The organism is Phaeobacter sp. JH20_02 (assembly GCF_048056915.1).
Classification (GTDB): domain Bacteria; phylum Pseudomonadota; class Alphaproteobacteria; order Rhodobacterales; family Rhodobacteraceae; genus Phaeobacter; species Phaeobacter bryozoorum.
This window is the reverse complement of sequence record NZ_JAYMVP010000032.1, coordinates 57,049-83,082: the sequence shown is the minus strand read 5'-3', so window position 1 is coordinate 83,082 and position 26,034 is coordinate 57,049. Positions and strand designations below refer to the sequence as shown.

23 protein-coding genes and 1 tRNA gene are annotated in these 26,034 nt (G+C 60.0%); 16 read left to right on the top strand and 8 right to left on the bottom strand.

The annotated features are described in order from the left end of the window. Window positions 1-12: 12 nt before the first annotated feature. A complete protein-coding gene (gene urtA, locus VWY34_RS20135) occupies window positions 13-1,308 on the bottom strand; it encodes an urea ABC transporter substrate-binding protein (protein WP_340546970.1) in 1,296 nt (431 codons plus the stop codon). Window positions 1,309-1,696: 388 nt separating this feature from the next. On the opposite strand from urtA, the gene VWY34_RS20130 reads away from it, so the two are divergent. The 10 genes from VWY34_RS20130 (at window position 1,697) to VWY34_RS20085 (ending at window position 13,031) form a co-directional block, all read left to right on the top strand. Further along, a complete protein-coding gene (locus VWY34_RS20130; RefSeq protein WP_416546536.1) occupies window positions 1,697-2,578 on the top strand; it encodes an urease accessory protein UreD in 882 nt (293 codons plus the stop codon). A 1-nt stretch (window position 2,579) separates the two neighbouring features. After that, the gene (locus tag VWY34_RS20125) at window positions 2,580-2,882 is read left to right on the top strand and encodes an urease subunit gamma (RefSeq protein ID WP_260089774.1); all 303 of its coding nucleotides are present in this window, start codon (window positions 2,580-2,582) and stop codon (window positions 2,880-2,882) included. 24 nt (window positions 2,883-2,906) lie between these two features. Beyond that, window positions 2,907-3,074, top strand: a complete 168-nt coding sequence (locus VWY34_RS20120) for a peptidase M23 (RefSeq protein WP_260089775.1) — start codon at window positions 2,907-2,909, stop codon at window positions 3,072-3,074. Further along, window positions 3,071-3,376 carry an urease subunit beta gene (locus tag VWY34_RS20115; RefSeq protein WP_416546534.1) on the top strand — a complete coding sequence of 102 codons (306 nt, stop codon included), beginning with the start codon at window positions 3,071-3,073 and terminating at the stop codon, window positions 3,374-3,376. The genes VWY34_RS20120 and VWY34_RS20115 overlap by 4 nt, the downstream gene beginning before the upstream one ends. Continuing rightward, a complete protein-coding gene (gene ureC, locus VWY34_RS20110) occupies window positions 3,376-5,115 on the top strand; it encodes an urease subunit alpha (protein ID WP_416546532.1) in 1,740 nt (579 codons plus the stop codon). Before VWY34_RS20115 ends, ureC begins: the two co-directional genes overlap by 1 nt. Before the next feature lie 12 nt (window positions 5,116-5,127). Further along, window positions 5,128-5,598 carry an urease accessory protein UreE gene (locus VWY34_RS20105; protein ID WP_416546530.1) on the top strand — a complete coding sequence of 157 codons (471 nt, stop codon included), beginning with the start codon at window positions 5,128-5,130 and terminating at the stop codon, window positions 5,596-5,598. Beyond that, a complete protein-coding gene (locus tag VWY34_RS20100) occupies window positions 5,588-6,247 on the top strand; it encodes an urease accessory protein UreF (protein ID WP_416534438.1) in 660 nt (219 codons plus the stop codon). The genes VWY34_RS20105 and VWY34_RS20100 overlap by 11 nt, the downstream gene beginning before the upstream one ends. Further along, complete coding sequence (gene ureG / locus VWY34_RS20095) at window positions 6,244-6,858, top strand: urease accessory protein UreG (protein WP_340546976.1); 615 nt, start codon at window positions 6,244-6,246, stop codon at window positions 6,856-6,858. The genes VWY34_RS20100 and ureG overlap by 4 nt, the downstream gene beginning before the upstream one ends. Before the next feature lie 508 nt (window positions 6,859-7,366). Further along, window positions 7,367-12,451, top strand: coding sequence for a hypothetical protein (locus VWY34_RS20090; RefSeq protein ID WP_416546528.1), 5,085 nt, complete (start codon window positions 7,367-7,369; stop codon window positions 12,449-12,451). 40 nt (window positions 12,452-12,491) lie between these two features. Beyond that, window positions 12,492-13,031 (top strand): toxin-activating lysine-acyltransferase, encoded by a 540-nt coding sequence (locus VWY34_RS20085; RefSeq protein ID WP_416541471.1) that lies wholly within the window; start codon window positions 12,492-12,494, stop codon window positions 13,029-13,031. A gap of 104 nt (window positions 13,032-13,135) precedes the next feature. On the opposite strand, the gene VWY34_RS20080 is transcribed toward VWY34_RS20085, so the two are convergent. After that, the gene (locus VWY34_RS20080) at window positions 13,136-13,783 is read right to left on the bottom strand and encodes an SGNH/GDSL hydrolase family protein (RefSeq protein WP_416546526.1); all 648 of its coding nucleotides are present in this window, start codon (window positions 13,781-13,783) and stop codon (window positions 13,136-13,138) included. A 135-nt stretch (window positions 13,784-13,918) separates the two neighbouring features. Then, a tRNA-Arg gene (locus VWY34_RS20075) sits at window positions 13,919-13,995 on the bottom strand. Between the two features lie 146 nt (window positions 13,996-14,141). Between VWY34_RS20075 and VWY34_RS20070 the strand changes: the two genes are divergently transcribed. Together VWY34_RS20070 and VWY34_RS20065 are read left to right on the top strand one after the other, a co-directional pair. Then, the gene (locus tag VWY34_RS20070; RefSeq protein WP_340546980.1) at window positions 14,142-15,167 is read left to right on the top strand and encodes a LacI family DNA-binding transcriptional regulator; all 1,026 of its coding nucleotides are present in this window, start codon (window positions 14,142-14,144) and stop codon (window positions 15,165-15,167) included. Then, entirely contained in the window at window positions 15,167-16,393 is a 1,227-nt protein-coding gene (locus tag VWY34_RS20065) for a winged helix-turn-helix domain-containing protein (RefSeq protein WP_416546524.1), read from the top strand. Before VWY34_RS20070 ends, VWY34_RS20065 begins: the two co-directional genes overlap by 1 nt. Before the next feature lie 30 nt (window positions 16,394-16,423). Here VWY34_RS20065 and VWY34_RS20060 read toward each other — a convergent pair whose 3' ends face one another. The 5 genes from VWY34_RS20060 to VWY34_RS20040 form a co-directional block, all read right to left on the bottom strand. Next, on the bottom strand, window positions 16,424-16,864 hold the full coding sequence (locus VWY34_RS20060; RefSeq protein ID WP_340546982.1) for an acyl-CoA thioesterase: 441 nt from the start codon (window positions 16,862-16,864) through the stop codon (window positions 16,424-16,426). 89 nt (window positions 16,865-16,953) lie between these two features. Continuing rightward, the gene (locus tag VWY34_RS20055) at window positions 16,954-18,459 is read right to left on the bottom strand and encodes a TRAP transporter large permease (protein ID WP_416546522.1); all 1,506 of its coding nucleotides are present in this window, start codon (window positions 18,457-18,459) and stop codon (window positions 16,954-16,956) included. Then, window positions 18,456-19,040, bottom strand: a complete 585-nt coding sequence (locus VWY34_RS20050; RefSeq protein ID WP_340546984.1) for a TRAP transporter small permease — start codon at window positions 19,038-19,040, stop codon at window positions 18,456-18,458. The genes VWY34_RS20055 and VWY34_RS20050 overlap by 4 nt, the downstream gene beginning before the upstream one ends. Before the next feature lie 72 nt (window positions 19,041-19,112). Next, complete coding sequence (locus VWY34_RS20045; protein ID WP_416546520.1) at window positions 19,113-20,156, bottom strand: TRAP transporter substrate-binding protein; 1,044 nt, start codon at window positions 20,154-20,156, stop codon at window positions 19,113-19,115. Window positions 20,157-20,484: 328 nt separating this feature from the next. Further along, a complete protein-coding gene (locus tag VWY34_RS20040) occupies window positions 20,485-21,174 on the bottom strand; it encodes a fumarylacetoacetate hydrolase family protein (protein ID WP_416542647.1) in 690 nt (229 codons plus the stop codon). A 281-nt stretch (window positions 21,175-21,455) separates the two neighbouring features. On the opposite strand from VWY34_RS20040, the gene VWY34_RS20035 reads away from it, so the two are divergent. The 4 genes from VWY34_RS20035 to VWY34_RS20020 all read left to right on the top strand — a co-directional run bounded on the left by VWY34_RS20035 (window position 21,456) and on the right by VWY34_RS20020 (window position 26,034). Beyond that, window positions 21,456-22,676 (top strand): ROK family transcriptional regulator, encoded by a 1,221-nt coding sequence (locus VWY34_RS20035; protein ID WP_416534429.1) that lies wholly within the window; start codon window positions 21,456-21,458, stop codon window positions 22,674-22,676. Continuing rightward, entirely contained in the window at window positions 22,673-23,926 is a 1,254-nt protein-coding gene (locus VWY34_RS20030; RefSeq protein ID WP_416548993.1) for a M20 family metallopeptidase, read from the top strand. Before VWY34_RS20035 ends, VWY34_RS20030 begins: the two co-directional genes overlap by 4 nt. A gap of 80 nt (window positions 23,927-24,006) precedes the next feature. Further along, window positions 24,007-25,017: a substrate-binding domain-containing protein gene (locus VWY34_RS20025; RefSeq protein WP_416558600.1), complete on the top strand. Its 1,011-nt coding sequence runs from the start codon at window positions 24,007-24,009 to the stop codon at window positions 25,015-25,017. Between the two features lie 42 nt (window positions 25,018-25,059). Continuing rightward, window positions 25,060-26,034, top strand: coding sequence for an ABC transporter permease (locus VWY34_RS20020; RefSeq protein ID WP_416546516.1), 975 nt, complete (start codon window positions 25,060-25,062; stop codon window positions 26,032-26,034).

Genomic DNA, 26,034 nt, shown 5'->3' with positions numbered 1-26,034 from the left:
GATCCTGCCAGGTCAGTAGTTGGACAGAGTCTGCACGCAGCTCTTGGTCTCGGTGTTGTACATACCGCAGCCGAGGTCTTTCCAATCCGAAGTCAGAACAGCCGACTCGGGAAGGAAATCTGTCCAGGCATCGCCGGGCACTTCCTCAGTCTGGCTGATGATATCAAACTGCCCGTTGTCCAGTATCTCACCGATCAGTACCGGTTTTGCGAGATGGTGGTTAGGCAGCATGACCGCCGTGCCACCGGTCAGGTTCGGAAACTCCTGCCCGTACATCGCCGCGCGGACAGCATCGACATCTGTGGTGCCGGCCTCTGTCACCGCATTCACCCACATGTTGAAACCGATGTAATGGGCTTCCATCGGATCGTTGGTTACCCGGTCCTCGCCCATCCGCTCCTTCCACTTCGCGACAAAGGCGCTGTTGGCGTCATCCTCGGCGGATTGAAAGTAGTTCCAGGCCGCCAGATGCCCGACCAGATTGGAAGTATCCAGACCCGAGAGTTCCTCCTCCCCGACAGAAAACGCCACAACCGGGATATCGTCAGCGCTGATACCGGCTGCCGCCAACTCTTTGTAAAACCCGATATTCGCATCGCCGTTGATGGTGGAGATCACCCCCACCTTCTTGCCATCTGCGCCCAGCGCCACGACATCGGCAACGATCTTGGACCAGTCCGAATGACCAAACGGAGTGTAGTTCACAAAGATATCACTCTCGGCGATTCCCTTCTGCTTCAGATAGCTAGCGAGGATATTGTTCGTGGTGCGCGGATATACATAATCGGTGCCCAGCAGCGCGAATTTCTCCACACCCAGCTCGTCCAGAAAGTAATCCGTTGCCGGAATTGCCTGCTGGTTCGGCGCAGCACCGGTGTAGAACACGTTGCGCGAGCTTTCTTCGCCCTCATATTGCACCGGATAGAACAACAGGCCGTTCAGCTCTTCGATCACCGGCAGCACCGATTTGCGGCTCACCGAGGTCCAATTGCCAAAGATCACATCGACCTCATGCACACTCAGCAATTCGCGGGCTTTCTCGGCGAACAGGGGCCAGTTGGACGCAGGATCCACCACAACCGGTTCCAGTTCACAACCGAGGACGCCGCCTTTGGCGTTCTGATCCTCAAGGAGCATCAGCATGGTATCTTTGAGCGTTGTTTCGGAAATCGCCATCGTTCCAGACAGCGAATGCAGGACACCCACCTTTATTGGGCAATCAGCCGCCGCAACCGCAGTTCCCATGGTCGCCAAACCCAGCGCAGTGCAGGTGGCTGTCGTCGCCAGAACAGATTTATAGGTGATCATTCAGTCTCTCCTCGCCCGGACAGAGGTGTATCCCTTGCGCCGGGGCGCCGGATTTCCTACCTGTGGCGGGCAGCTTCGTGTTGCATCCGTGTGGCGGCTGGCGAGATCGCAAATTCCTCCGGTCGTCACACATCCACGATGTTTGAGCCTCGCTCTCGTGGATAGGCTGAGCATTCTGCATCGCAGCAAGTTTCGCAAACGACGCGCGAAAAACGCCCGCCGACAACCGCGCAACAGCCTGTTTTTTGATCACCAAACCCACAATTGGCCTCTATTTTGCGCAGGGCTTGCCGCGGAACACCCAACTGTTCGCTTTGAACTGGCGGCAGATCCGCACTGTGATGAAATCGACAGCATGACGCCTAGACCTTCATCCCAGCGCCAATTGATGCCTTGGCAAACCGCCTGTTCCGGTGATTCCAGGGCGTCGCGCCTTCCTACGGCCGAGACGCAACCATGGCCGAGCCAGCCGACCCCGCCGCGCGCCATCGGCACGGTCTCGGTATCCTCCAAGCGGCGCGGCAACACATCGGTCCTCGCCGGACTCCGTCAGGCGGGCTCTCTGAAGCTGCTGTTCCCGCGCACCCATGACGCGGATCTTCAGGGAGTTCTGGTCAATACAGCGGGCGGTGTGACTGGCGGAGATCAATTTGAACTCAGCGCCACCGCGCGCGTCGGAACCTCTCTTACGCTCACCACCCAGGCGGCGGAGCGGGCCTATCGGGCGCAACCCGGAGAGACGGGCACAATTCGCAACTCGCTCAGTGTCGAGCCTCGCGCCAGCCTTGCCTGGCTGCCCCAGGAAACCATCCTGTTTCAAGGGTGCAACCTGGATCGGACGCTGACGGTCGATCTGCACGAAGACGCCCGGCTGCTGCTATGCGAGACGCTGATCTTCGGGCGGGCGGCAATGGGCGAGACCCTTACCAAGGCGAGCCTGCGTGATTGCATCGACATCCGCCGCGCGGGCGCACCGCTGTTTCTGGATAATGTAAGCCTCGATGGTGACATCGCGGCCCATCTGGCAAGACCCGCAACCGCAAACGGCGCCGGAGCCATCGCAACGCTCATTTATGTTGCACCGGACGCTGCCGGGCGGCTTGGCCCGTTGCGCGCGCAGCTTGGCCCGACCGCCGGGGCCAGCCTGATCGGCTCAGACCTGCTGGTCATGCGTGCCCTCGCAGCGGACAGCTATGTCCTGCGCCAGCTCCTGCTGCCGATCCTCCGTGATCTGCGCGGCACCCCTCTTCCCCGACCTTGGATGATCTGACATGAACCTGACCCCGCGTGAAAAAGACAAACTGCTGATTTCCATGGCCGCAGAGGTTGCCCGACGACGCCTCTCTCGCGGCGTCAAGCTGAACCATCCCGAAGCAATTGCCCTGATCACCGACGCCGTTGTCGAAGGTGCACGAGACGGCCGATCAGTCGCCGACATGATGGAAGCCGGCGCGCAGGTCATCACCCGGGACGACTGCATGGAAGGCGTGCCCGAGATGATCCACGACATTCAGGTCGAGGCAACATTCCGCGATGGCACAAAGCTCGTCACCGTTCACAACCCCATTCGCTGATTCACATTCAGGAGACCCAGACCCATGACATTGCGACCCACGCTCCTCTCATTGTTGCTGCTGGCTGGCGGCCCCGCGCTCGCCCATGGCGGCGCGCATGTTCACCCGCACGGTGCGGACACCTGGCTTCTCGCGGCTCTGGTCGCGACTGTCGTTATCGGCTGCGCCAGCCTTCTGTGGCGGCGCAAATGATCCCGGGAGAACTGATCCCCGCCGCGGGCAGTCTGGACCTCAACCCGGATCGTCCGGTCACCGTCCTGATGGTCTCTAACACCGGTGACCGCCCGGTACAGATCGGCTCGCACTACCATTTTGCCGAGGCGAACCCAGCTCTCAACTTTGACCGGGAGGCCGCTCGGGGCCTGCGTCTTGATATCGCTGCCGGCACAGCCGTGCGCTTTGAACCGGGCCAGCGCCGCGAGGTACAGCTGATCCCGATATCCGGCGCGCGACGGATCTTCGGCTTCAACGCCGCCATCATGGGGGATCTCTGATGCCATCCCAGATTTCACGCGCCGATTACGCGGCCATGTTCGGCCCCACGGTGGGAGACCGTCTGCGTCTGGCGGACACCGATCTGACTATCGAGGTGGAGCGCGATTTGATCGCCGAAGCCAGCGGTGTCGGCAACGTGCTCAGCTACGGCGAAGAGGTGAAATTCGGCGGGGGCAAGGTCATCCGCGACGGCATGGGCCAGTCTCAGGCGAGCCGCGCCGAGGGGGCAGTCGACACGGCCATCACCAATGCGCTGATCGTAGACCATAGCGGCATCTACAAGGCGGATGTGGGTCTGAAAGACGGGCGCATCGCCGCCATCGGCAAGGCAGGCAACCCGGACACTCAACCCGGTGTCACGATTGTCATCGGGCCGGGAACCGAGATCATCGCGGGCGAGGGGCGCATCCTGACCGCTGGCGGTTTTGACAGCCACATCCATTTCATCTGCCCGCAGCAGATCGAGGAGGCGCTGCACTCCGGGCTGACGACCATGCTCGGCGGCGGCACCGGCCCCGCACATGGAACCCTCGCCACCACCTGTACGCCGGGGCCTTGGCACATCGGGCGCATGTTGCAGGCCGCCGACGCCTTTCCGATGAACATGGCCTTTGCGGGCAAAGGCAACGCCTCACAGCCCCGCGCGCTTGAGGAACAGATCATCGCCGGGGCCTGCGCGATGAAGCTGCATGAGGACTGGGGCACCACCCCCGCCGCCATTGACTGCTGCCTGTCAGTAGCGGACGCGATGGACGTGCAGGTGATGATCCACACCGACACACTGAATGAATCAGGCTTTGTTGAACACACGGTCGCAGCGCTGAAGGGGCGCACCATCCATGCCTTCCACACCGAAGGCGCGGGTGGCGGCCATGCCCCGGACATCATCAAGATCTGCGGCGAAGCGCATGTCCTGCCCTCCTCTACCAATCCGACCCGCCCCTTTACCGTCAACACCATCGAAGAGCATCTCGATATGCTGATGGTCTGTCATCACCTCGACAAGTCCATCCCCGAAGACGTCGCCTTTGCTGAAAGCCGCATCCGTCGCGAAACCATTGCGGCAGAGGATATCCTCCATGACATGGGCGCCTTCTCGATCATCGCTTCGGACAGTCAGGCGATGGGGCGGGTGGGTGAGGTTCTGATCCGCACCTGGCAGACTGCCGACAAGATGAAAAAGCAACGCGGACGCCTGCCCGAGGAGACAGGAGAAAACGATAATTTCCGCGTCCGCCGCTATATTTCCAAATACACGATCAACCCGGCCATCGCCCATGGTATCGCCCATGAAATCGGCAGTATCGAGGTCGGCAAACGCGGTGATCTGGTGTTGTGGAATCCTGCCTTCTTTGGGGTAAAGCCTGAAATGGTTCTGCTCGGCGGGTCCATTGCAATGGCGCAGATGGGTGACCCCAATGCGTCTATCCCCACACCACAGCCGGTCTATTCCCGGCAGATGTTCGCAGCCTTTGGCCGATCGGTGGAAAACTCCTCCGTCACCTTTGTCTCCGAAGCGGCGCAGGCAGGCGGGATTGCCCAGCACCTTGGTCTCGCCAAACAGACCTGCGCGGTCAGAAACACCCGCGACATTGGCAAATCGGACCTGAAACTCAACACCGCCCTGCCCAAGATCGAGGTCCATCCCGAAACCTATGAGGTCCGTGCAGATGGCGAGCTTCTGACCTGCGCCCCGGCCGATGATCTGCCCATGGCCCAGCGCTATTTCCTTTTCTGACGGAGCCTTCCCATGTCACTCCCCCTCAGCCAACACAAGGTCCACGCGCATGATGCCGACGACCGGATCACCCTCAGCTACGAGGATCGTTTCCTGCGACGCAGGGTGCTGACCTCTGATAGTGGCCTGCGGTTTCTGGTCGATTTCCCCTCCACGCTGTCGCTCGACATGGGCGATGCTTTTGTCTTGGACGATGGCCGCAAAATCGGCGTGCACCCGGCAAACGAACCGCTGCTGGAGGTCACCGGCGATCACCTGCTGCGCCTAGCCTGGCATATCGGCAACCGCCATATGCCCTGCCAGATCGGCGCGGACCGTCTGCTGATCCAGCGCGACCATGTGATCCGCGACATGCTGCAAAAACTCGGCGCGACATTGCGCGATGTGGTCGAACCCTTCACCCCCGAGGGCGGCGCCTATGGTCATGGCCGCACCCACAGCCATTCCCATGGCGACGCTCAGGGGCAGCCCCATGCCCACTGAGGCACAGTTGCTGACCCTGATGCAGTGGTTTTCTCCCGGCTACCCGGTGGGGGCGTTCAGCTATTCCCACGGGTTGGAATGGGCGATGACCTCCGCCGCGGTCAGCTCGGCTGCCGACGTGCAGGACTGGATCGCAACGGTTCTGCGCGACGGCGGCGGCTGGTCGGATGCGCTGTTCCTCGCTGCGGCCTATCACGCCCCGGACGCCGATACCGTGCAGCGGATCGACACCCAATGCCGCGCCTATGCACCATCCCTGGAACGCCTCCGCGAAACCGATCTTCAGGGCGCAGCCTTTTGCCAGATCACCCGCAGCATCTGGCCCGGAACCGACCGAGACGTTGCCGCAAGGCTCACCTATCCCGTAGCTGTCGGCTTTGCGGCAAATTGCTGTTCGATGCCCTTGCAGGCCACAACGGCGCTTTACCTGCACGCATTCACCGCAAACCTCGTCGCGGCGGCTCAGCGCCTTGCCCCCATCGGGCAAAGCGACGCACAGGCTATCCTCCACGCCCTTGCGCCGCTCTGCCAGCAGATCGCAGAGCAAACCGGGGATGGTGACCTCCAGCGCCTGTCCTCCACCTGCTTTCTTGCGGACATTGCCGCGATGAAACACGAAACACAGCATTCAAGGATCTTTCGCACATGAGCACATTGAACGGCCCCCTGCGCATTGGAATTGGCGGCCCGGTTGGCGCGGGCAAAACCACCCTGACCGCAGCCCTGAGCGAGGTGTTTCGCGACAGCCACTCCATTGCGGTGATAACCAATGACATCTACACGCAGGAGGACGCCGAGGCCCTGATGCGGTTGCAGATCCTGCCGCAGGACCGGATCCTGGGTGTTGAAACCGGCGGCTGCCCTCATACAGCCATCCGCGAGGATGCGTCGATCAACCTCGGCGCGGTCGCGGAGATGCGGGAGCGCCACCCGGATCTCGAGATTGTCCTGATCGAGAGCGGCGGAGACAACCTCTCTGCCACCTTCAGCCCCGAGCTGGCAGATCTGACCATCTATGTGATCGACGTCGCCGCAGGCGAGGAAATCCCCCGCAAAGGCGGGCCGGCGATCACCCGCTCGGATCTGTTGATCATCAACAAGACCGACCTTGCCCCGCATGTCGGTGCGGATCTATCGGTGATGGAGCGCGATGCAAAACGAATGCGCGGGGATCGCCCATTTTTGTTTGCCAATCTGAAGGCCCGCGACGGTGTCGGAGTGATCCGCGAGATGATCCAAACCCTTGGCGGACTCGGCTAGCCGCCTCGCGTTTTACAAATCTCAACTCACCTTATTGGGGTGTCAAACTATATTGAAGCCATGGCTGGGCACCTGGTGGGCGGCCGGTCTTTGGGCGGCCCCAGCAGGCTGATCAGAGACGGAGAGCGGCAGCAAACTCTACCGGTGCGATGGTGACAACAACGCGCAGATGATTCCCGTCATGGGCGAATTTGATTCGCCAAATCACTGAACATGTTACAGAAAACCAAAATGCGTCACTTCAGCTGAAAACTGCGACAGAGGCCTGTAGCGACGAATAGGTCCTCCGCGTTTTTCCCTCTCCACGCTGTAGATAATTCTGATCGAATAGATGCCGGTAACCCCCTGAACATAAGCGCGTTATTCGAACCAAGCGCAAACTGGCCTTATCCAGTCCAAGGATTTGGCCATATAGCCGCGCGCGTGAATATCCCTATGCGTGTCCAAGCACGGCACAACCGTAGCGAAACTGGATTACAGGCTGCTTCCGTCAGAAAGGTCGCGATACATGCTGAACGAAGAACAAACCGCAATTCTGGAAACCTCTGTCATCGCCTATGATGCGATCTTTTCGGACCTGGGACCGGAGGCACGGGAGTCGTTCCGCGACACCGTTCAGACCTTCTTGGAAACCGGGCTGGGTATTCCCGAAGTCAAAGCCATCAGCAAGGCGACCAACTACTCGAACTGGAACTACAATCTGGTCAAAAGCCTGAAAGGGAAGATCGCCGGTAAGGATTTGGTGAACGACGATGAGGACAACAATCTTGAAGCCCAATGGGCTGAGTTCATCGCAAAAGATCTGAAAATCGTCGGCAAGATCGTCGCCGCCATCGAACAACAATATGCTGCTGGCGAACTGGCGAATACCAACGAACAGTTCATCAATTCGATCAAGGGTAATGTCACCGACGACATATCAAAGCTTCAGGTCGACCTGGACGTGCTCCGGGCGCAGCACGACCGCCTAAGTGATCCGAACCATGCGGATTTCGACGCCGAAGCGGCCGACAAGGTCAGCAAAGAGATCTACCGGACCAGCACCGTTCTTGATGCAGCCGAAAAACTGCAAACCGACCTTGCTGCATTTGAAAAGGGCGGCGATATCGCCGACCACAGCGAAAGCCACGCGAACTATCTGCAAGCGCGCATTGATGCCCTCGAAATCGCCCGGCAAGATAAGCTGGAAGAATACAAGAAATACGCGGCGGAGACCTACACCGGCAGCGATGTGCTTGCCGCAGATGCAAAGGCCGAGCTGGAAGCCATTTCCAGTGAATCCCTTGAGCTGATCAGCCTCCGAGAGAAGACAGAAGGCTTCCAGGAATACAGCAGCACCGTCCGCACCGCCTCGCTGAAGGCCGGAGTCAATCTACTGAGCAGCAGTCAGGCGATCTCCGCTTTCGCCGTCAAACCCGACAACACGCCCGAAGGCCATGCTGCTAACGCAGGCTTCCTGGGTGAAGCCGTGTTCAGCGCTGGCGGCGACATCCTGGACGCTGCCGGCCATCTGAAATTTGCTAAGGGCGCAAAGGGCTTTGCGGCACTGTCACTGGTTGGCGGCGCAGCAGCCAGCTTTGTGCCCACAGCTAAGCTTCTTGCCGACCCGAACCTGCCGGATGAAACCCGCAAAGTCGTACAGGCAGAGGTCGGCCTGCAGGGAACCGCGCTCGCCTTTGCGGCCGTCGAGAACGTGCTCGGCATCGCAGAGCTTGCGGTCAAGGCAGGCAGCAAGGCCGCTAACGTGCTTGGCAAGGCGGTACCGGTTATCGGCGCCATCGGGTCTGTAGTAGGTGCGATCAACCCGGCAAAATGGGCGGAATTTGACCAGAAACAGGATCGGATCGACGCGATTCAGAAGGCCGACACCTACAGCTCCGGCCTGCTGAGCGACCTTCTCCAGGAATCCAAAGACGCAGAAGCCGCATTCTATGGCGTGACCACCGGGCTCGACGTCATCACCGGCGTCACATCGGGCGTACTTGCGGCAACCGGCGTGGGCGCCCCGATCGCCGCTGCGGTGGGTCTGATTGGTGGTGCGATTTCGGCAATTGTTGGTGCCTTTGAACAGGTTGCGCTTGAAGGAATTGCCGACAAATATGCCGCCAAGATCCGAACTGACGAGAACGGCAATCCGCAGACTGTCGAAGAGTTCTTCGACGGCAGCTTTGATCAGAAACAGGAAAAGACCAAGGCCCACTACACCGAGTTCTTCGGCGAGTTGATCGCGGACGACGATGTCGACCAGGTGATTGCGCTTGGCGGCCAGGGTCTGGATGTAACCGATATCGAATTGTCGGCCATCAGCAAAACCAGTGGCGAGCTGAACAAGACCGCCAAGAACTACGTCGAAACCTTCACGACCAATGGCTGGCAGACCGGCAACCGCAGCCTCACCCCGACCGAGGGCAGCGATATCAATGTTATCAACCTGCCGAATGCCAATGGCGCCAAATCCTACCTGACCTTCACAACACCGCTGTTCTCCGCCGGCACCGAGGAAACCAGCCGCGAAGAGACCGGCAAGAACGAGTATCAGACAACGCTCAAGATTACCGACCTGTCCGGCTGGGATATCCGCGACTACGGCGACAATCAGACCACCTTTAACATGTCGAAGGTGGTGTCGAGCGCCGAAGACCGTATGGGCAACAAGATGGAGGTCGGGATCGAAATCAACGCGGGTGGTGGTGATGACACGCTGTTCGCCTATGAAAGCCAGGTCACCTTCGACGGTGGCACCGGGCAGGATACCGCCTCCTACGCGCGGCTGTCAGGTGGCGAGCTTTCGAGAGGGCTTTCCATTGGTGCATCCGGCGACAGCACCTATGTCTCGAAGAACCTCACGGCAGGTTCGAAATATTATCAGGAATCCATCGACTCGCAGACTGCCAACCACGGCAAACGCACCGAGGTTGTACAATTCCGCAAAGTTGAGCTTGCCGAGCGCAGTGGCATCCACTCAGTCTCTGACACCCTCAGCAATATCGAAATCCTGCATGGCTCCTCGCTGGGCGACTTCATGTTTCTCGACACCTCCACACAGCTTGAACAGGTCTTTGGCTTCGGCGGCGATGACCGCATTGATGTCGGCGCCTCAATTCAGGTTGTTGGTGGCGGCGAGGGCGACGATCTGATCAACCTCAAACACGCACTTCTGGAAAGCTACTGGAACGGCCAGAAAGACGAGCTCTATATTGATGGCGGCGAAGACGATGGAGATACCATCGGGCTCAGCAGCCAGACATTGCAGCGCTTTGTCGATGAGCTTGAGGTCGACCAGATCCGCGAACAGACCGCGACCGAAATGGCAGAAGCCCTGATTCCTCTGGTGACCGAAAACCGGGATGAGGAGGTTACAAAAACCGCGGCGTCGCTCACGAATATCCTGAGAAGCACGGATGATACTGCACTGAAAAGGCTCAATGTCTGGAATACAGAAGCCGCGCATATCGTTTTGGACACCGAGGGCGCTGAGGGCGATACCATCGTCCATTCCCTGTCCGAATACCGGGCTGCGATCAATAACGGCATCACCAATGTCAACGCAGATGGCACCACATCCGAGCTGGATATCAGCGTCGATGTCGCCTGGGATTCCGGGTCGGTTGCGCTCCTCGGGACGGAACACAACGATACGATTGAGGGATCATCGAAGGACGACTACCTGTATGGTGACGCGGGCGATGATCACTTCACCTATGACGACTTCATTACCGGCAACGATATTATCGTCGGCGGAGAAGGGCGGGACATCTACAACGTCAATTATTTCCCGGCCAACTTCGGGGGCGGCAGCCGGGGCCATCATCTGATCACCGGGCCAGAGGCCGAAGATATCGCCGGCGACCTCCTCAACATCCACGTTCGCGACGACCGTGAGATCTGGTTCAATTCCTATGGCGACGATTTGGTCATCTCGCTTAGTGAAGACTTCTCCTTTACGGTCGAGGACTACTTCCTCGCACCGCAGGGATTGAGGACCAGCAGCCAGGCATTGAGCACCAACACAGATAGCTGGACCACTCTGGATGGATTGGCAAAAGCTGATCTGAACGCAATCCTTCAACAAGCGGGCGGTGCAGACTCGTTCGGGGTCAACGTCGTCTACTCGAACGGCGCAAACGTCGAGTTCCGCCATGGTGCGCTGGGGAGCTTTGACAGCACGTCAGCTGCGTCACCGAGCAGCTATTTCACCACGCTGCGGGCCAATTACCACGCCTTCCGCAACTCGGACGACGTCTGGAAGACGCCTCAAAACGGAGATGAAACCAGCAGTTTCGGCGATGAGCTGGGTAAACTAACGGACGCAGAGAGCGGCGGTGCACTGCTCAGCTACGACGGCCTGTTCGACCTGAACAAACTCCTGAATATTCGCGATGTCGATCGAAACTCTCTGACCGGCATCAACGGGACTGAGGGCGATGATATCATCATTGGCTCGTCAGGTAAGGACAATATCGACGGCAAGGGCGGCGATGACATCATTGATGGCGGCTTGTCGGATGACACAATCGACGGCGGCGCCGGCTTTGATCTCTACAGCCGCGAAGGCTATGGAATCGGTATCAAATTTGAGCTGGGTATCGGCCAGCACGCAGAGCACGTACGTTACAATGACGCCCACACCGGAGAAGAGGTGCTTCTGACGACTGCCGGCGTCTACAGCAATTTCGAAGGTGTGATTGCAACCTCTCTGGATGACAAGCTAATCGGCAACAACGATGCCAATTACCTGGAAGGCGGCGCCGGGGCGGACACGATTTCCGGCAAGGCGGGCAATGACGTCATCGTCGGCGGCGCCGGATTGGATGTATTGGACGGCGGCGCCGGCTTTGATGTCGCGAGCTACAAAGGGGAAGCATCTGCTATCCAGTTCGACCTCGCCTCGACCCAACCTGGGCATCAACAGTTTGCGCAATACTGGAATGGCAGCCAATGGCTTGCAGGCGACACGGTCAGCAATTTTGAAGGTGTTGTCGGAACCAGCCAGTCGGATATTCTGAGAGGTAATGCCGGTGGCAACTATTTTGATGGCGGCGCCGGGGCCGACCTGATCGACGGCAGGGAAGGCGACGACACCATTATCGGCGGCGAAGGCACCGATACGATGAATGGTGGCGAAGGCTTCGATGTTCTGAGCCATGAGGGCCATTCGACTGCCGTTCGTATCAACCTGGCCCAACAAACCTCCGAGCTAATTCCGTCGCCAACCAACTATATCGCCGGCGATCAGATTTCCGGGTTCGAAGGCGTCATCGGTTCCGACTTCGATGATGATCTGATCGGCACCGCAGGGCGAAACCTGCTGGAGGGGGGGGCTGGCAATGATCGGCTTGCTGGGGGCGAAGGCTTCGATACCTTTGTGTTCCGCGCAGGTCACGGCACTGACCGGATCACCGATTTCACCGTTGGTGAGGACAAGCTGATGTTTGACTTTGGCGGCTCCGTGGCTGATTTTGACATCTCGGTCGTCGCAAGTGCAAATGGTCAGGAGACCCACACCCGTATCCAGACCTCGGATGGCGACCTGATCGACCTTCATGGCGTGGAAATCGACGAGCTGGGGGCAAACTCCTTTGTCTTTGTCTAACGCCGTGACCACAGCTGACCGGAAGCAGGAAAGAACGACCATGGATTCTCAACAGAACTTCCAGACTTATGGCAAGATCGCCTGGCTGTGGTCCAATTCCGTCCTGCACCGGGACTGGAGGGTCAGCCAGCAGGCAGGGTTTATCCTGCCTGCGATCGCCAGCCAGCAGTATTACATAGTCGAAAGAGACGGTTTCCCGGTTGCGTATTGCAGCTGGGCGCTGCTCGACGAAGAGACGGAGGCGGCGTATATCCTCGATCCAAACCACCTCGATCCGGATCGCTGGAACAGCGGTGACCGGCTCTGGTTCATCGACTGGATTTCTCCGTTCTCGCCGAAATACTCCTGGGCGCTGCGCAGCGCCCTGGTGAAGCGCTACCCGGACAAAGTGGCACGGGCGCTGCGGGTCAAGAAAGACAATCAAACCGCACGCATCGCCTCCTTCACAGGTCATGGCCTGGAAAAGCAGGAAAGCCGCGCCATCAAACGAAAATACTACGAAGACATGGTCGAAGGTCTGGCCAGCAATCCCAAGCTCGGTCAGGACTTCTTCCTCTCCGGTCTCAGCACCGAGGATTGATCGCGCGTCGATAGCTGTCCCCCGCCGCCCCGATATCAAATCCCGGCCGCTCCCGGCCGGGGCGTCGGGGTGGCAACACCTGGGGTCCACAGGATCTTCGCCTGTCACCGCCTCAGCAGCGGCGCAACCTGTCCTGCGATCAGATCCGACCCCCGCAGCGACGGGTGAATCCGGTCAGGCGCAAAAAGCGACAGGTCGTCGGGGCGAAACACCGCATCCATATCGAGGAGCGTCACGCCCGCATCCGCTGCCGCCATACGCGCCAGCCGTTCCTCCAGAATTTGGTAGGGCGCAACACAGACCGTACCCGCGTATCGCGGAGAGGTGTAATAATCGAGCCAGATGATCCGCGATCCGCGACGGCGCAGATCTGAGACCAGTTCTGGGATGGCACCCTGCGTTCCGCTCGCGGAAATCAGCCGGTCAAGTTCGACATCGCAAACCTTGCAGCCACAATCGCGGCTGCGAAGGTCATTGGCACCGCCATTCAGCACGACCCACTCCGCTGACACTGGTTTCAGCTGCGTGGGTATGTGCAACGCCCCGCGCCCGCCGGTCACCCGCGCAAGCGACAGCGAGACATCGCCAACCGGTTCGCCAAGCCGACTTTCCAGCCGATCCGCAACGGATCCACTGTCATTTCGGTTCCAGGCCATGACGGAGTCGCCCGCCACAACAATGCGCGCATTCTCAGGAACCCCGCGCCCGCAGGCCCCCAGAAAAACCAGGCCGATTATCAACCAGTGCTTCATCTGCCTGAGCTAATTCGCATCGCGCAGAGGTCAATCCGACAGCGCCCTGTCAACGGGATCGACATCGCGTCAGAATAAGGCAGGGCGCCCCCGCACGTACCGAATGTCATGATTGAGACAGGCAGCCGTGCTATTTGGCGACCCCGGCAGGATTCGAACCTGCAACCTGCCCCTTAGGAGGGGGCTGCTCTATCCAGTTGAGCCACGGGGCCTGATCAGGGCCAGCCTGTTTACGCGATAGCAAACCCACCATGGCAAGACAATCCTGTGGAATTGGATTTTGCAACGGCTGCGCCCCATTGTGCAGCGCGCTCTGTCTGCGCTAACGTAACAACAACAACAATGTGAGGCCATCGACGTGACAACGGACAACAAGCGCCCGCTCACCCTTCGTGACGTATCCGAAGCCACCGGGGTTTCAGAAATGACCGTCAGTCGCGTGTTGCGAAACCGGGGCGATGTGTCGGAAAAAACCCGACAAAAAGTTCTGAGCGCCGCAAAGGAACTTGGCTACGTCCCGAACAAGATCGCCGGTGCGCTTGCCTCGAACCGGGTCAACCTGGTGGCCGTGATCATCCCGTCGCTGTCCAATATGGTCTTCCCGGAGGTGCTGACCGGCATCAACTCAGTGCTGGAAAACACGGATCTACAGCCTGTGGTCGGCGTGACCGATTACCAGCCGGAGAAAGAGGAGAAAGTCCTCTATGAGATGCTGTCCTGGCGACCTTCTGGCGTCATCATTGCCGGGTTGGAGCACACGGAGGCGGCGCGCGCCATGCTCAATGCCTCTGGTATTCCGGTGGTGGAAATCATGGATACCGATGGCAAGCCGGTGGATGCGATGGTGGGGATTTCCCATCGACGCGCTGGACGTGAGATGGCCAAGGCCATACTGAAAGCCGGCTATCGCCACATCGGTTTCATGGGCACCAAGATGCCGCTGGACCATCGCGCCCGCAAACGGTTTGAAGGCTTCACCGAGGCGCTCGCCAAAGAAGGGGTCGAGATCGAAGACCGCGCCTTCTACTCCGGCGGTTCCGCCCTCGCAAAGGGCCGCGAGATGACGCAGGAGATGCTGGAACGCTCGCCTGAGTTGGATTTCCTTTATTATTCCAACGACATGATTGGCGCGGGTGGCATGCTCTACCTGATGGATCAGAAGATCGACATCCCCGGTCAGATCGGTCTTGCCGGGTTCAACGGAGTAGAGCTGTTGCAGGGGCTGCCACGGCAGCTGGCCACGATGGACGCCTGCCGTCTGGAAATCGGACGCAAGGCGGCAGAGATCATCGCCGCGCAGCTGGATAACCCGGATCAGGAGATCGAAAAACACGTGACCCTGACCCCTACCATCACCTTCGGCGATACGCTCAAGCGGCGCTGATGGCGGTTGCGCGGCTGGACAATCGGGCCGCGCGGCGCCTGTTCATGGATCGGCACGCCCTGCTGGAGCAACCCAGCGGGCCTGCCAAGGGTGATGCGCTGCTGGAACTGATCACCCGGCTTGGCTTTGTTCAGCTGGACAGCATCAACACGGTGGCCCGCGCCCATGACATGATCCTGTTCTCCCGCAGGCCCAGCTATCGCCCTGCGGCGCTGAAACGGCTCTATGAACAGGAACGCCGCCTGTTCGAACATTGGACCCATGACGCTGCCGTTCTGCCTATGGAGTTCTACCCGCATTGGCACTTGCGGTTTCGGCGCGACGCAGAGGTTCTGCGCAAGAGATACCGCAACTGGCGCCGCGACGGCTATGAGGCGAAGTTCCAGCATGTTCTGGACCACATTCGCGACCACGGCGCAGTCAGTTCCTCCGACGTGGGCAAGGATGAAGCCAAGGGATCCGGCGGCTGGTGGGACTGGCATCCATCAAAAACCGCGCTGGAATACCTCTGGCGCTCCGGCGCGCTGGCCGTGGTCGGACGCAGTGGCTTTCAGAAACGCTACGACCTGAGCGAACGGGTTATCGACACCCGTCACCTCCCCGCCCAAGGGTCGCCCGACCCGGAGAAAACGCTGGATTGGCTGTGCAATGCGGCGCTGGACCGGCTCGGCTTTGCCACCTCGGGTGAACTGGCTGCCTTCTGGGCGACGGCCTCACCGGCGGAATGCGCCGCATGGTGCAAACAGGCGCTGGCGGACGGGCAGATCGAACCGCTGGATATCACGCTTTCGGACGGGCGCAGCCGCCGTGTCTTTGCCCGCCCCGGCGCCGTCGGGCAGGCCGCCGCCCTGCCGCCACCACCGGGCCGAATGCGCCTCCTCAGCCCGTTTGATCCTGCCCTGCGCGACCGCAAACGCGCGGAAGGGCTGTTTGGGTTTCACTACCGGATCGAGGTGTTCACCCCTGCCGAGAAACGACGCTACGGCTACTACGTCTTTCCGCTGATGGAGGGGGACCGTCTGGTCGGCCGCATCGACATGAAGGCACACCGGCAGGCGGGTGATCTGGCGGGCTGTCTACATATCACCGCGCTCTGGCCCGAACTGGGCATCAAATGGTCTCCGGCACGGCAGACCCGGTTGGAGGCCGAACTGGAACGAATTCGCCGGTTCACAGAGATGGAGCGGGTGACATTTGCGGATGGCTGGCAACGCGATCCGCTATGAGTTCGACTCTAACACCGGGCAAAACGCGCCCTAGGCGAGGTCGGGGCGCAGCAACGGCTCAATCACCGCACGGTAATCTGCGGGCGCGGGCCTGGCGCTGAAGTCGCTCGGCTCGATAAAGACGCAGACGAATTTGCCCTCAAAACACAAAACACCGTCCTGCCGCGCTTCCACCCGGAAGGTCACGGATTTCTGCCCCAGCGCAACCGGCCAGACAGCACAGGCCAACCTGTGGCGCGGCGTGACGGGAGAGCGGAAATCAATGCTCATATGCACAAAGGGCGTGCCAGTACCGCGATCCAGTTCCATCTGATACCAGCCGTCACCATCCAGCTGCTGCTCCCACCAGGCATCAATCGCCTGCAACGCAAACCCCGGCAGATGACCGGTATAGGCAATGCGCGCCGGGTCACAATCACCCCAGCCGACACGGATTTCATGCACAAAGTCAGGGGTCTGGCTGTCGGTCATTCTGGGCCTCGGCTCTGGGGTGTCACGGTGTTCACAATGGTAACGGCCACCCGCCGGGACGGATGGCCACCTTGCAGGATCATCAACTTTCAGCGCATCAACATCAACGGCAACAGCGTGATGATTGGAAAGGCCACCAATATCACAACCCGGATCAGGTCAGAGGCGACAAAGAACATCACCGCCTTATAGGTGTCGACCATCCGGGTGGTGCGATCCATCGCGTTGATGACGAACAGGTTCATGCCCACCGGCGGGGTGATCAGGCCAACCTCGACCACGATCAGAACCAGAATGCCAAACCAGATGGCGACATATTCTGTCTCCAGCCGGTTCGCCATGCCCTTGGTCACACGAATGCCCAGCTCCTTCATCTGGTCGCGGGTCAGTTCGGTGCCAGTGGCAATCGCCTCCTGGATCGAGGCGAGCATTTCAGCCCCCATCCCCTGTGGCACGCCAGCCTTGAGCACCTCCATCGCCGCATCGGCCTGCATCGCGGGCAGATTCACCAGACCAAAATCCATCGCGGAAATAACCGGGTAAAAGATCGGGATAGTCAGAAGGATCATCGACAGGCTGTCCATCAGGCAACCAAAGACCAGATAGAAGGCGAGGATCAGCATCAGCACCACCCAGGGGCTGAGACCCTGGGAGACCACGAAATCAGCCAGCTCCTGCGGGACTTTGGTCAGGGCCAGAAACCCGTTGTAGAACCCCGCACCCAGCACGATGAAAAAGATCATCGCGGTCGAGCGCGCCGTCACCATGAAACTATCGGTCAGGGTCTCACGGTTGAGCCCACCGTTCAGCCAGGCAATCAGCCCGGTCCCCAAGGCACCAACTGCAGCGCCTTCGGTCGGGGTGAACCAGCCCAGATAAATCCCGCCCACGACCAGTCCAAAAACCAGAAGAACCGGCCAGACGTGGAACAGCGCCGCAAACCGCTCGCCCCAGGGAACCGGGGGGCGCGTCCCCGCGCTGCCGGGGAAAACCCGGACATAGACAGAAATCGCAATCACATAACCGATGGCGGCCAGAATACCGGGGATAAAGGCGGCAAGAAACAGCTTGGCGATGTTCTGCTCTGTCAGGATGGCATAGATCACCAGCACCACAGAGGGCGGGATCAGAATGCCAAGCGTACCGCCTGCCGCCAGCGTCGCTGTGGAGAAGCCCCCAGCATAGCCATAGTTGCGCAGCTCAGGCAGCGCGACACGTCCCATGGTTGCCGCCGTGGCCAGCGAGGAGCCACAGATCGCGCCAAAGCCCGCACAGGCCCCGATCGCTGCCATGGCAACACCGCCCTTCCTATGCCCCAGGAAGCCTTCAGCCGCCTTGAACAAAGCCGTGGACATGCCACCCAGCGTCGCAAAATGGCCCATCAAGAGGAACATCGGCACGATGGTCAGCGAATATGAGGAGAAGGTGGAATAGGTCTCGCTCTTCATCCGGCCAAAGGCCACCTGAGTGCCATCTGTCACGATGATCAGCCCGACCAGCCCAACCAGAAACATCGAAAGGCCAATCGGAACCCGTAGGAAAATCAGCATCATCAGGACGGGAAATGAGGCAATCCCGATTTCAAGCGCAGTCACTGTTCGCCCTCCACGCCGTCCCAGACAAGGATGCGGCCAGTCATGAATTCAATCGTACGGACGGCGGCCATATAGAGGCCCACCAAGGCGGCCACGCTGGCCGCGACCAGACTGGCGGCATAGGCCCACCAGACCGGAAACTCGAGCAGAAAGGAGGTCTCGCCGTTCTCGAACTTGCTCAGCATCCCCGCGCCAAGCCGCACCGCAATCAGCACCAGCACAGCCGCAAAGACGATCTCAGTCGCCATCCGCAGGAACCGTTTTGCCCCCCGCGGGAAACTGTTGGTGACAATATCCACCGACGCATGGCCCGCCGTGATCTGGCACAGTGGCAAAAAGGCAAAGATCGCAAAGGCGACGCCTGCCTCGACAATTTCGAAATCACCATTGATCGGCCCGACACCGATGGCGATCAGCCACTCGGCCAGATCCGGCGCGATGCTCTGCATCAGGGCGCCATGCAGCCCCCCGTTCAGCAACCGCCCAGCAATCGACAGACAGGTCAGCAGGATCAGAAGCGATAAGACAATACCGCCCGCCATGGCCATTGTTCTGGCCAGTCCCATCATCAGCTTGTGCATGGAAAGCCTACCCTTTCAGGTGGGGTGGACCTGCGACAGATGCAGGCGCAGGTCCACCAGTCTTGCGCTCAGTTAGTTATGCTGAGCGGTGTATTTGTCGATCAGATAGGTCGCCTGCTCCAGCAGCGCGTCGCCATCAATGCCTTTTGCCTTCATGTCGTCGAGCCACTGCTGGTAGATCGGCTTCGCGGCTTCGCGCCAGATCGCGGTCTGCTCTTCATCCAGCGTGATGACATTATTGCCCTCATCCAGTGCGAACTCCCGCGCCGGATCATCGGCATCAGCCATGGTGCCACCGGCAAAGACCGAGAACTCCAGACCGGAGTTCTCATCCACGGCCTTTTTCAGATCATCGGGCAGGCTCTCATATTTCTCTTTGTTCATCGCCAGAACAAAGGTCAGCGTATAGAGCGCGCGGCCGGTGAATTCCGTGTGGTTCTCGACCAGCTCCGGCACCTTCAGAGCGGTGGTGACTTCCCACGGAATGGTGGTGCCGTCGATCACGCCCTTGGACAGGGCTTCCGGGATAGCCGGAACCGGCATACCCACCGGGGTTGCGCCCAGTTCCGTCAGCAGCGCGTTCACCGAACGGCCACCGCCGCGGATCTTCATCCCACGCAGATCATCCGGTTGCTCCACCGGATCCGTGGTATGGATGATGCCGGGGCCGTGAACCCAGGTGCCAAGGATCTTCACATCCTTGAATTCACCATCCTTCATATGCTCCTCGAACATTTCCCAATAGGCGTGCGATGCCGCACGCGCATTGGTCATCATGAACGGCAGTTCGAACACCTCGGTCGAAGGGTAGCGGCCGGGGGTATAGCCCACAACGGTCCAGACGATATCTGCCACGCCATCAATGGCCTGATCCATCAGTTCTGGTGGCTTGCCACCCAGCTGCATGGACGGATAGCGGTCGATCTTGATACGCCCCTGCGAAGACGCCTCGACCTTGTCGGCCCAGACATCCAGAATCAGCCTGGGCACATTTGCCTGCGCCGGCAGGAACTGGTGCAGCTTCAGCGTCACCTCCTGCGCCATCGCCGAGGTCGCGCCCATCACCATGAGTGCAACGGCCCCTGCCGCGCCAAGTAGTTGTCTCCGAGTGGTCATATGTTTCCTCCCTCTGACCTTATGTCTTTTCGTAACTATCGCGATCAGATGCCCCTGATGCAACAAACCCAACGCACAGCCTATCCAGCCATCCGGCCGTAAACGCCCCCTGACACCCTCAGCTATTAGGTGCATTTGTAACCATCAACAGATGATTATGTATCTGCACTGCATGATTTCGCGAAAATGCTTCAGCCTGCTGGGTCGATGAAACAAAAATACGTTACAGAAACCTTCAAACAAGAAGTATTCAAGTTACATAAATCACGGCATGGTTGCATCTGATCGCTAAATTCGCCGCGCTGATCACATGACGCGCTATTTTCGCCTATCGCAGCGACAACCGCACAGATGTCAGCCCATCAATACCGCCTTCGATATGATCCCCTGCGACAACAGGACCAACCCCCGCCGGCGTGCCCGTCATCACCAGATCCCCCGGCCGCAGATGATAATACCCAGAAAGATGGCATAGAATCTCCTCGACCGACCAGATCAGCTCCGCGAGAGAGGCGTCCTGACGGATCTCTCCGTTCACCCGCAACCAGATTCGCTGCGTCTGAGGCTCCCCCCATTCCGATGCCGCACGCAGCGGCGCAAAGACACTGCCGCCCTCCAGATCCTTGCCCAGGCTCCAGGGGCGCTGCTTCTGGCGTTCGCGCAATTGCAGATCCCGGCGCGTCATGTCCAGCGCGCAGCCATATCCCCAGATCGCCGCCCGCGCCTCTGCGGCCGTCGCATCCCTGAGCGGCGCTGCAATCGCGACGACCAGTTCCATTTCGTGGTGAAAATTCTCCGTCCCCTGCGGATAGGGCAGCTCCGCGCCACTCAATACCGCGTGGCAGGCCGACTTGGTGAAATAGAACGGCTGCTCCCGGTCGACCTCCACCCCCATCTCCGCAGCATGGGCCGCGTAATTTCGCCCAACACAGAAAATGCGGCCAACCGGCCAGACCTCCTCGCGCCCCTCCAGCAGAATGGCAGGCACCGGCGGCAGATCGAACAACGGCTTAGACATGGTAGAGACCCTTCGGATTGGGGGAAATCGAACCGGCCAGACCCTCGCGATTCCCGCAGGTCACCACCGGCCACCAAACTCAGATGCCGCACCCTAGCAACCTCACCATAACAGCGCGACCCCCAACCGGATGATCCACCCCCCGATCGCGGGACGCAGCTTACCGGCAATCGAGTCATCGCCCGGACCACCTCGTGAGCACCAGCACAACGGCAATTGTCGCTTGACACTCAAACCAGCCACCTATTAGTTCATATGCAGAACGAACTAATAGGTGATGTATGGAATCGACCCAGCAAACCTCATTTTCCAGGCAGGTGGCGCTGTACTCGGTCATGCAGGACATCATCCATTGCGGTCCGATCTCTCGCGCCTCAATCTCCAAGCAGACCGGATTGTCGAAGCAGACAGTTTCCGAGTTAGTTCGTATCCTTGAAGGCGAAGGCTGGATTCGCGAGACGGGCCGGACCTCTGGTCATGTCGGCCGCACGGCGACCACCTATGAACTGATACCGGAAAGCGCCTTTATGGCGGCGGTCGATCTTGGCGGCACCAAGGTGCGCGTCGCGATCGTCGATCTCGCTGGTACTATTGTCGCCGAGGTCGTAGCCCCCACTCATCCAGATGGCGGGCGTCATGTGGCCGATCAAATAGGAGACCTGGTCAGCCGCGCCATCGGCGAGGGAAATGTGGCCGCCAACACTGTCAGACAGACAGTGGTCGGCTGCCCCGGTGTGCCGGACGTCCTATCCGGAAAGGTGAACTTCGCCCCCAATATTGCCGGAATCGATCAGATCGATTTTCGCGCCGCGGTATCAGAGGCAACGGGCACAAAGACGCTGCTTGAGAACGACGTTAACCTCGCAGTACTCGGCGAACACTGGCTTGGCGCAGGCCATGGCATCGACAACGTTGCCCTGATCGCGTTCGGGACCGGGGTTGGCGCAGGGCTGATCGTAAACGGAGCGCTTGTAAGAGGCGCATCGGGAGCCGCCGGGGAACTTGGCTATCTACCGTTCGGCGCTGATCCTTTCGAGGAAGAATCCCTGCGGGTCGGGGCGTTCGAACGAGTGTCGGCCACGCATGGCATTCGCGCGGCATATCTCGCCACGACTGGTAAAGATGTCGACGTACCGGCGATATTTGATGCCGCCGCGTCTGGTGAGGTCGCGGCTCGGGAAGTCCTCGATAAAGTCGCAACTCAAATGGCGCGGGCAGTTGCGGCAATTGGCGCCGTGGTGGCGCCCGAGGTGGTCATCCTCGGCGGAGCAATTGGGTCCCGTCCCGAAATCCTGACCGCCACCCGCGATGAGCTGAAGCGCTGCTTTCCCTTCCCGATCAGGATCGAACCTGCCCAACTCGGCCATCACGCCGCGCTGAGCGGAGCCGTCGCTGTTGGACTGACCGAATTGCATACCGAGTTGTTCGCCAAATCTGCGCCCGGCGCGGTCATTACCCTGCCGACCCCGAAACAGGGCAAACTTGCGGGTTCCGCAGAATGACGGCGCATGGCCCCCTGATCACGCTCCTGAGCCAACATCTTGACCGGGCGGTGGTCAACGATCTGCTGGCCCGGGCTGTTCGCGCCGCTTCCGTGACTGGGGACGAGGTTGCGATGGTTGACATGCTGCGTCCCGAAATGGAGCGTCTATCGCTGTCGCCCTCGGTCGAAGACTTCAGTCCAGGGAGGCCGAACATCACAGGACGGCGCGAGGGTGGCGATGGTCCTGACCTTCTTTTCATCGGACATACGGACGTTGTTCATCCGAGCAACTGGAGCGATCATTGGGCTGGCAAACCACAACAGGACCCCTTTGGCGCGACAATCATCGACGGCGAACTGTGGGGGCGCGGCGCTGCCGATCTCAAGGCTGGCATTTGCACATCGCTCGCCGCTCTCGATCTTCTGGACCGGGCGGGTATCCGCCTTCTGGGAACGGTGTCTTTCGCATTTGTCGGAGATGAGGAAAGCGGCGAACCCGGCAGCGGAAAAAGCGCAGGCGTTCGCCATTGGACAGAAAGCGTGCTGGCGGGCGGACTGCCGCGTCCGGATCTGGCGGTCTATGTCGAACCTACCCGCCTGCAGATCCTGCCGGTGCAGATCGGATTTTATATCGCGGAGATCGTGCTGACGGGCCAATCCGCCTATTTTGGCCGACCGGAGCTCGGCCGCGACGCCCTGAAGGCCGCGCACAAGGTCCTTCAGGCAATTTGGGATCACTCGGATCGAATTTCGGCCGCTGGCAGCCATCCGCTTCTGGGGCGCAGCAACATCCTTGTAACGGGGCTTGAAGCCGGGGGGCTGATTGCTGTTCCCGGAGAATGCCGCTTTTCGCTGATTGGCAAGCTTCTGCCCGGTGACGACCTTGATGCCGCCACCTCGGAACTGGAAGCCGTGATCCGCGCCGCAATTGCTGAGGACATCCGCGTCAAAATAGATTTCACCGCCGGTCGCGACCATCCGCTAGGCGGCTCCCCGGCCGGGATCGAAGCCGATCATGAGATGGTCCGGCAGCTCTCTGCTTCCATCGCGGCCGTACGGCCCGATCGCGGTGCAGTTGAAGGTGCGCCCTTCTGGTCGGAAATGCCCTTTCTGACAGCAAAGCTCGGCGTGCCGACTGTCTATTGCGCACCTGGCGATATCAGCATCTGCCATACGAACCACGAACGCGTTCCCCTGCAGGATTACCACGACGGGATTGTCGCCTTCGCAGCCTTCATCGCACTCACATGTGGAATTCGGTCCGACTGAACACAGGGGCCACAACAGGGAGAGAGACCATGAATTGCACTTCCAGAAATCTTCTTGCATCGTTGTCGGTACTTGCCTTCATGGCAATGCCTGCATCGGCCCAGACCGTCGGACCCTCGGGCGAGGCGGCAACCCCCTCCTCGGCTGTGATTGTTGATGATGCGCAGGCGAGCCAGCTGCAATCCCGGGGCCTTAGGGCGGCGCTGCTCTGGCACGATCAATCCGACTTTGTGAACGCGGTTACCGCAGGCGCAACCGATGAATTCACCCGGCTTGGTATCGAGGTGGTTGCCACGACATCAGCCGGCTTTGACAGTGCGCGTCAACTTGCGGACATCGAAACCGCGCTCGCGCTCAACCCCGATATCATCTTGTCCCTGCCGCTCGACCCCGTGGCATCTGCGTCGGCCTTCAAGAAAGCACGCGACGCCGGTGTCGAGTTGGTTTTCCTTTCCAACCTCCCGTCCGGCTACGAGCATCCTGCCGACTATGCCGCCATCGTGACCGACGATTTGTTCCAGATGGGCAAGCAGGCAGCCGACATTCTGGCGGGCGCGATGGGCGGCACAGGCGACGTGGGCTGGATCTTTCACGACGCCGCTTACTACGTGACGAACCAGCGCGACAATGCCTTCAAGACGACGATCGAAACCCACTATCCCGGGATGGAGATTGTCGCCGAGGCCGGTATCAGCGATCCCGCAAGGGCAGAGGAAATCGCGAATGCCATGCTGTTGCAGAACCCCAACATCGGTGGGATCTACGTGACATGGGCAGGTCCGGCCGAAGGTGTGCTCGCCGCGCTGCGCGCAAACGGCAACAGCTCAACCCGTATCGTGACGCTCGACCTGTCTGAGCCGATTGCTCTCGATATGGTCAAGGGCGGCAATGTCGTCGGCATCGTTGCCGATGAGGCCTATGAGCTCGGGCGCGCCATGGCCGCTGCCGGGGCGCGCGGGGTTCTCGACCTCGACAACCCGCCCTTTGTCGTTGCACCGGCCGTCTCGGTTACCGCCAAAAATGTCAACGAAGGTTGGAACCAATCGCTGAATCTGGATGCGCCGCAATCGGTTCTCGACGCGCAGCAATAATCTACCCCCGCTGCGCCCGGAGCGATCCGGGCGCAGGCCCAGATGAATTCCCGCAATTGGACGGAGACCATGTCGCCAAAATTTCCTAACCGGGCCGTTCTGCAAGGGCTGATCGTCTATGCGGGTTTCGTGCTCATTTTCCTCTTCTTTGCCGCGATGCTTTGGGACCGTGGCTTCCTTTCCCCCCAGAACCTGACGAACATCGTCTTACAGACAGCTCCGGCAACGGTGCTCGCGATTGGACTGGTCTTTGTCTTGGCAGCGGGCGAGATCGACCTTTCGTTCGGTGCCGCGGTCGCACTTTCGGCGATCGTCGCCGCGATGGTCATGCGGGTCGCGCCCTGGCCTATTGGCGTCGCCGCAGGGCTGGCAACAGGCATGGCGGTGGGCTTTGTCAACGGGGCCATCGTCGCCTATGCCCGGCTTCCCTCCTTCCTTGTTACATTGGCCACGATGGGTGTCGTAGCGGGCATCGCGCGTGAATTGTCCAATTTGCAATCCATCCCGGTCACCGCCGATGCTTTCATCGGCATTTTTGGCGGCGGAAAACTGTTCGGCATCCCCTCGCTTGTGATCTGGACCATTCTAGCGCTGTTGATCGGACATCTAGTTTTTCGTGAAACGCGCTATGGGGCCCATGTATTGGCAACCGGCGACAATCCACGCGCGGCCCTGGTCTCGGGCATCCGCGTCGCTCGCCTGCGGTTGTCGGTGCTTATGGTATCCGGGGCCTGCGCCGGCTTGGCTGGTCTGCTCTATGCCGGACGTCTCCAGTCAGCCCGCTACACCTTGGGCGAAAGCGATCTGATGACTGTCATCGCCGCCGTCATCGTGGGCGGCACCGCCCTGAACGGCGGACGAGGCAGCGTTCCTGGCGCGCTCGTTGGAAGCCTGATGATGGGCATGCTGTCCAACGGGCTGATCCTGATGGGGCTATCTGTTTCTTGGCAGATGATCATCAAGGGCCTGATCGTTCTGGCCGCCGTCGCCGTTTCACTACGCGAACCGAACCGCTGA